Source organism: Rhodosalinus sp. (assembly GCF_041685465.1).
Classification (GTDB): Bacteria; Pseudomonadota; Alphaproteobacteria; order Rhodobacterales; family Rhodobacteraceae; genus Rhodosalinus.
Genome location: NZ_JAWLFS010000168.1, coordinates 1 through 6751 on the forward strand (window position 1 = coordinate 1; position 6751 = coordinate 6751).

Consider the following 6751-nt stretch of genomic DNA (forward strand, 5'->3'; position numbering starts at 1 on the left):
GGTCTGGTCCCGGGGGCGCGGTGCGGTCTCGGCCCGCGGGGCATCGACCGGCGCGGCGATCTCAAGTTCGGCCCGCTGCCGGTGCAGTGGGTGATCTACATGGGCATGGCGCGCAAGCCGGCCGACGGGTGACGCCATCGTGGTCGGGCCGCGTCGTGCGGTCTGCTGCGCCGTCTCTGTCGGGGGGCCGAGGCGCCCCGAACCCGGGTGCGATCCCCGAGGGGCTTGCGTCGGGCACCGATCCCGCGATTGCGCAGGTCACGGCGAGGCCAGTCTCCCCCCAACGCGTCGCGCAAAACGTCTCGACCGGCCTGCGCGGCCAGTTGCGTGACACGCCCGGCCTCCGCCCATACCCGGCTGCACGGCATCTGTCCGGCGCCGCCCTGTCGGCCGCGTCAGGAAGCTTTCCGGGTCAGGAGCGTTTCTGGCAGAAGACGTCGTAAAGAAGGCCGATCACCTGCCGCGTGGCGTCGTCGGCGAGGCGATAATAGATGGTCTTGCCCTCGCGGCGCGTCTCGACGAGCGCTTCATCGCGCAGGCGGGCCAGCATCTGGCTCACCGCGGCCTGCCGCATGCCGAGGAGCTCCTCCAGCTCGCCCACCGATTTCTCGCCCGAGCCGAGGTGGCAGAGCACCATGAGCCGCCCCTCGTGCGCGAGGGTCTTGAGGTAAGCGGCCGCGTCGGCGGCGTTCTGCGCCATCTCGTCGGGGGGCGCCGAGGGCGCCTCGGGACGGGGCGGTGTATCGATCTCGGCCATGGGCTCTCCGGTCACATAGCTTTTCCAGTATATGTGCCGGCCGGCCGCGGGATCAAGAGCGCCGTCCGTCCTCGATCGGCGGGGCGCCGCCGGCGAAGGCGTTGCCCTCGGCGTAGTCGCAGGGGGCCTCCTGCATCTCGAGGTGGAGGCCCGTGCCGGTCCAGGGATGCGCGCGGGCGAGCGCCTCGTCCACCTCGATGCCGAGGCCGGGGGCCTGCGGGGCGGGGACGAAGCCCCCCTCGACCGCGATGGTGCCGCCGATCAGGTCGCGGTGGAAATCGGTCTCGATCGTCTCGGCGACGAGAAGGTTGGGGATCGAGACCGCGAGATGGATGTTCGCGGCCCATTCCACCGGCCCCGCGTAGAGATGTGGCGCCATCTCGGCGTTGAAGGCCTCGGCCATGCCGGCGATCTTCTTCGTCTCCCAGATGCCCCCCGCGCGGCCCAGGGCGGGCTGCAGGATGCGCGCGCCGCCCGTGCGCAGCAGCGTGGCGAACTCCGCCTTCGTGGTGAGCCGCTCGCCGGTCGCCACGGGGATGCGCACGGCCTGCTGCACGCGCTGGAATTCCAGGAGGTTGTCGGGCGGGATCGGCTCCTCGAACCAGAGCGGCGCATACGGCTCGAGCGCCTGGCCCAGCCGGATCGCGCCCTCTGTGGTGAACTGCCCGTGCGTGCCGAAGAGCAGGTCGGCGCGGTCGCCCACCGCCTCGCGCACCGCCTCGCAGAAGGCGATGGAGAGCGAGATGTCCCACATTGCCGGCTGATGCCCGCCGCGGAAGGTGTAGGGGCCGGCCGGGTCGAATTTCACCGCGGTGTAGCCGCGCGCGACCAGTGCCGCGGCGCTCTCGGCGGCCATCCCGGGCGAGGTCCAGTATTCCGTCATCGGGTGGTGCGGCAGCGGGTAGAGGTAGGAATAGGCGCGCACCCGCTCGGTCATCATGCCGCCCAGCAGCGCCCAGACCGGCCGCTCGCGGTGCTTGCCGAGGATGTCCCAGCAGGCGATTTCGAGCCCCGAGAAGGCGCCCATCACCGTGGGGTCGGGGCGCTGCGTGAAGCCCGAGGAATAGGCGCGGCGGAACATGCGCTCGACGTTCTCGGGGTGCTCGCCCTCCATGTGGCGGGCGAAGACGTCGCGGATCACGGCCTCCATCGCCTGTGGCCCCACGGCGGCGGCGTAGCACTCGCCCCAGCCGGTGATCCCGGTGTCGGTCGTCACCTTCACGAGAATCCAGTAGCGCCCGCCCCAGCCGGGCGCGGGGGGCGCGGTGACGATCACGTCGCAATCGGCGAGTTTCATGGGTCTCTCCCTGGCGCAGCGGTGCGAGGACGCCCGTAAGGGCGGAGGAGCGGTCAGAAAACGAGCACGTTGCGCCGGGCGCCGCCCGCGCGGGTGTCGGCGATGGCGGCGTTGATCTCCTCGAAGGGCCAGCGGCGCGAGACCAGCGCGTCGAGTTGCAGCCGGCCCTGCTCGTAGAGGTCGATCATCCACGGAATGTCGCGGGCGATCACGACGTCGCCCATCTTGGAGCCGACCATGCCCTGTCCGGTCGCGGCGAAGAGGACCGGTTCGTACTCGGCCGCGTCGCCCGAGTGCGGCATCCCGACCATGACCACGCGGCCGCCGGCGGCGAGGTAGCGCGGCGCCGTCTCGTAGGCCGGGATGGCGCCCGCCGTGACGATCGCCGCATCCGCACCGCGGCCGAGGGCCGCCTTGGCCGCGCGCCACGGCGCGTCGCCGGTCGCGAGCACCGTGTCGGTCGCGCCGAAGGCGCGGGCGTCGGCCAGTTTCTCCTCGGTCATGTCGACGGCCACGACGCGGCGCGCGCCGGCGAGCCGCGCGCCCTGGATCGCGTTCAGCCCGACGCCGCCCGCGCCGATCACCACCGCGTCCTGTCCGGGGCGCAGCCCCGCGGCGTAGACGGCGGCGCCCACGCCGGTGATCACGCCGCAGCCGAGGAGGCAGGCGCTCTCGGCGGGCATCGCCTCGGGGATCGGGACGACCTGGGCGGCGCCGACGACGATCTTCTCGGCGAAGGCGCCGCAGGCCATGGCGTGAAAGAGCGGGCCGCCGTCGCGCGTGGCGAGCGGGCCTTGCGCGCCGTCGGGCGGGTTCTCGCAGATCGTCGGCCGGCTCGACGCGCAGGCGGGGCAGTGTCCGCAGGGCCGGATCAGGGTGACGACGACCCGGTCGCCCTCGGCCAGCCGCTCGACGCCCGCGCCGACGCCGGTCACCCGGCCCGCGGCTTCATGGCCATAGACCGCCGGCAGCGTGCCGCCCCAGGCGCCCTCGGCGAAGGAGATGTCGGAGTGGCAGATCGCCACCGCCTCGAGCGTCACCTCCACCTCTCCCGCACCGGGGGCGGCGAGGCGCACCTCCTCGATCTCGAGCGGCGCGCCGAACTCGTGGCACACGGCCGCGCGGATTGTCTGCATGGCTCCCTCCCGCCTGTCGAGGCGACACCGTGGCCGGGGCGGCGCGCGGGTGCAACCGGGAATGCCGGCCCGCTTACGCGACGGCGGGCACGCGGCGGGCGAAGACGCCGAGCGCGACGCCGACGAGGAGCGCGGCGAGCAGGAAGGCCGCGCCGGGGAAGGTGACGGGCGCGGCCGGATGGGTGAAGGCCGCGAAGGTCGAGGTCATCAGGAGTGGCGCGAGGATCACGGCGACGGCGTTGACGCTCGTCAGCACGCCTTGCAGCGTGCCCTGCTCGTCGGCGCCCGCGGCCTGCGACATGATCGACTGCAGCGCCGGCGGCGCGATCGCGCCGAGCGCGGCGATCGGGATCAGCGCCATGACGAGGGCGCCGGAGGTCAGGAAGGCAAGCGTCGTGAAGGCGCAGATCGAGAGCGTGAGGCCGGCGGCCACCATTCGTCGCTCGCCGAGGCGGGGCTGGATGAGGCGGATGAGGCCGCCCTGCACGGCGGCCATGCTCACCCCGAAGACGCCGAGCGAGATGCCGATCAGCCCGGGATCCCAGCCGAAGCGCGCCTGCGTGAAATAGGCCCAGGTCGCCGGATAGACGTAGAAGGCGAGCTGGTAGAGGAAAAAGACCGTCAGGAGCGTCCGCGCCCCCGCCAGCCGGCCGATCCGCCGCACCGCGCCGAGGGGATTGGCGGCGGCCAGGCGGAAGGGGCGGCGCGTCGCCTCCGTCACCGTCTCGGGCAGCACGGCGAGGCCCAGCGACAGGTTCAGCGCCGAAAGCGCGGCGGCGGCGTAGAAGGGCGCGCGCGTCCCCATCTCGCCCAGGAGCCCGCCGAAGAGCGGGCCGAGCACGAAGCCGAGCCCGAAGCTCGCGCCGACGAGGCCGAAGCGCGCGGCCTTCTCGTGCGGCGCGGAGATGTCCGCGAGAAAGGCGTTGGCGGTGGCCTGCGTCGCCGCGGTGATCCCGCCCACGATCCGGGCCGCGAGCAGCAGCCAGATCGTCCCCGCCACCGCCATCACGAGGTAGTCCACCGCCATCACGCCGACCGAGACCAGCAGCACGGGCCGCCGCCCGTAGCGGTCCGAGAGCGCGCCGAGGAGCGGCCCGCAGAGGAACTGCATCACCGCGAAGGAGGTCGAGAGCACCCCGCCCCAGAGCGCCGCGGCGGCGAGCGTGCCGCCCTCGATCTCGAGGATGAGGTCCGGCAGCACCGGCAGGATCAGCCCGATGCCCATCGAGTCGATGGTCACGGTCAGCATGATGAAGAGGATGGGCAGCCGCCTGCGCGGCGGCGTCGGGCCGGGCGGCGCGCTCACCCCCGCGCCCGCACGCGCGCGGCGAAGGCGCGCGCCTCGGCGGGCGCCGTGCCGAGCTGGGCCGCCGCCCCGAAGGTCTCCGGCGGCAGGTCGGGGTGCGCCGCCCGCGCGGCCGCGGCGAGCGTTGTCCCCTCCGCCGCAGCGCGTGCGGCGAGCCGCTTCGCCTCCCGCTGCGCGTCGGGGCGCGGCATCCGTCGGGCAAGGGCGAAGCTCAGGGCCTCCGCGTAGGCGCCGCCGCCGGCGAGGTCGAGGCCCGCGGCCATCGCCTGCGGCACGGGCGCCAGCGTCCCGGCGAGCGCGCGGGCGTGCCGCGTGGTGCCGAGGAGGGCGGCCCAGAGCGCCGGGACCGCGCGCCATTCGGCGAACCACGCCGCGCCGTCGCGCTGCCAGCGGGGGCTGCCCGCGGCGTGCAGCGCCGCCTGTTGGCTGCGCACCTCTCCGGCGAGCGCGACCAGCGCCGAGGGGCCGACCGGGTTGGCCTTCTGCGGCATGGTCGACGAGCCGCCCGTCGCGCCGAGGCCGATCTCGCCGAGGCCGGTCTGCGTCATCAGGATCAGGTCGTCGCCCATCTTGGCGAGCGCGTCCGCCCCCCGCGCCGCCCAGTCGGCAAGGCGCAGCACCGGGCCGCGGTCGCTGTGCCAGCTCCGCCCCGGATCGAAGAGGCCAAGCGCCGCGGCCATCGCCGCGCGCGTCTCCGCGGCGCGCGGGCCGAGCGCCGCCGCCGTGCCGGCCGCGCCCGAGAGCGAGACCCAGAGGCTCGCCCGGCGCAGCGCCTCCAGCTCGTCCAGCAGATCGAGGAGCGGCCAGCCCCAGCCCGCCGCCACCGCGCCGAAGCTCGTCGGCGTGGCCACCTGCCCGTAGGTGCGCGCGGCCATGGGCAGTTCGGCGTGCGCCTCCGCGAGCGTGGCGAGCGCGGCGAGGGTCGCCGCGATCTCCGCCTCGGCGTGGGCGAGCGCCTGGCGCAGCCGGAGCATCAGGGCGGTGTCCTGGACGTCCTGGCTCGTTGCGCCCCAGTGGACGAACTGCGCGTGCTCGGGCGCGCCCATCGCCGCGCGGAAGGCGGCGACGAGCCCCGGCACCGGCACCCCGTTCGCGCCGGTCTCGGCGGCCAGCGCGGCCGGATCGGGCGTCACTTCGAGCGAGGCACGGCGGATCGCCTGCGCGGCCGTCTCAGGGATCACGCCGAGCCGCCCCTGCGCCTCGGCGAGCGCGCCCTCCACGACCAGCATCGCGCGGATCTCCGCCCCGTCGGTGAAGAGCCGCGCCCCCTCGCCGGCGCCGAAGAGCTCGGCGTAAAGCGCGCTCACGACCCCTCCGCGATGCAGTCGAGCAGGCGGGCGAGCCCCTCCGGATCAGCGAAGAAGGGCGAATGCCCGGTGGCCATCTCGTGCACCGCGCCGGCCGGCCAGTCGGCCGTCATCGTCGCCTGGTACTCCGGCGGGATGGTCCGGTCGTCGGTGCAGAGGATGTAGTCGCGGGGCAGGGCGCGCGACCGCTGCGTGACGTCGAGCGGCGTCGCCTGCGGCGCCACGGGCTGCGGGCAGAGGCGCGGCACGGCCCAGTCGACGGTCTCTTCGGGGCAGTCGTGGTAGAAGACGCCCGGTGCCATTTCCGGCCTGGCCGTGAAGCTGAGCCCGTCCGCCGATTTTTCCAGCGCCGGGAGGAGCGGCTGGCGCGGCGCGGCCTGCCGCATCTCCACCAGCGAGACGCCGCCCGCCGGCACGTAGGCGCAGAGATAGACGAGCCGCGCGATCTTTTCCGGCGCCTTTTCGGCCGCCGCGGTGATCGGGAAGCCGGCCATCGAGTGGCCGACCAGGACCACAGGGTCAGCGATCGCGCCCAGGATCGCCTCGGCGTAGGCCTCCAGCGTGACCTCGCCGGCGGGCGTGGCGTCCTCGCCGTGCCCGGGCAGGTCGATGGCGCGCGCCGCGTGCCCCCGCGCCTCCAGCGCCGGGATCAGATCGCGCCAGCACCACGCGCCATGACACGATCCGTGGATCAGCAGAAACTCAGCCATGGCCCACCGCGCTCAGGAACTCGGTCAGCGCCTCGGCGAAGGCCGCGGGCTGCTCGACGCAGGGCAGGTGCCCCGCGCGCCGGATCACGCGGAACTCGGCGCCGGGGATCAGCTCCACCGTCTCGCGCACGAGATCGGTGGGCGTCGATCCGTCGTCCGAGCCCGCGATCCCGAGCGTCGGCAGACGCAGGCCCGAGGTCGGCGTGTAGAAATCCGTCCCCGAGATCGCGGCGCAGGC

Annotated in this window: 6 protein-coding genes and 1 pseudogene; all 7 read right to left on the reverse strand. The window is 74.3% G+C overall.

All coding sequences use genetic code 11. The features are described 5' to 3' along the window. Positions 1–412 precede the first annotated feature (412 nt). A complete protein-coding gene (locus tag ACESL7_RS11255; RefSeq protein WP_372893416.1) occupies positions 413–757 on the reverse strand; it encodes a metalloregulator ArsR/SmtB family transcription factor in 345 nt (114 codons plus the stop codon). 52 nt (positions 758–809) lie between these two features. Further along, on the reverse strand, positions 810–2054 hold the full coding sequence (locus tag ACESL7_RS11260) for a mandelate racemase/muconate lactonizing enzyme family protein (protein ID WP_372893417.1): 1245 nt from the start codon (positions 2052–2054) through the stop codon (positions 810–812). Positions 2055–2107: 53 nt separating this feature from the next. After that, positions 2108–3190 (reverse strand): Zn-dependent alcohol dehydrogenase, encoded by a 1083-nt coding sequence (locus ACESL7_RS11265; RefSeq protein WP_372893418.1) that lies wholly within the window; start codon positions 3188–3190, stop codon positions 2108–2110. Positions 3191–3263: 73 nt separating this feature from the next. Then, a complete protein-coding gene (locus ACESL7_RS11270; RefSeq protein WP_372893421.1) occupies positions 3264–4439 on the reverse strand; it encodes an MFS transporter in 1176 nt (391 codons plus the stop codon). A gap of 53 nt (positions 4440–4492) precedes the next feature. After that, on the reverse strand, positions 4493–5803 hold the full coding sequence (locus ACESL7_RS11275; protein WP_372893419.1) for a lyase family protein: 1311 nt from the start codon (positions 5801–5803) through the stop codon (positions 4493–4495). Beyond that, positions 5800–6513, reverse strand: a complete 714-nt coding sequence (locus ACESL7_RS11280; protein ID WP_372893420.1) for an alpha/beta fold hydrolase — start codon at positions 6511–6513, stop codon at positions 5800–5802. The genes ACESL7_RS11275 and ACESL7_RS11280 overlap by 4 nt, the downstream gene beginning before the upstream one ends. Then, positions 6506–6751 (reverse strand): annotated as a pseudogene (locus tag ACESL7_RS11285) (3-oxoadipate enol-lactonase); the annotation flags it as partial. The gene ACESL7_RS11280 and the pseudogene ACESL7_RS11285, both read right to left, overlap by 8 nt.

Bases quoted from the DNA above. Each gene is read 5' to 3' on its own strand.
- ACESL7_RS11255 (WP_372893416.1), bottom strand. From the start codon at position 757: ATGGCCGAGATCGATACACCGCCCCGTCCCGAGGCGCCCTCGGCGCCC.
- ACESL7_RS11260 (WP_372893417.1), bottom strand. From the start codon at position 2,054: ATGAAACTCGCCGATTGCGACGTGATCGTCACCGCGCCCCCCGCGCCC.
- ACESL7_RS11265 (WP_372893418.1), bottom strand. From the start codon at position 3,190: ATGCAGACAATCCGCGCGGCCGTGTGCCACGAGTTCGGCGCGCCGCTC.
- ACESL7_RS11270 (WP_372893421.1), bottom strand. From the start codon at position 4,439: ATGCTGACCGTGACCATCGACTCGATGGGCATCGGGCTGATCCTGCCG.
- ACESL7_RS11280 (WP_372893420.1), bottom strand. From the start codon at position 6,513: ATGGCTGAGTTTCTGCTGATCCACGGATCGTGTCATGGCGCGTGGTGC.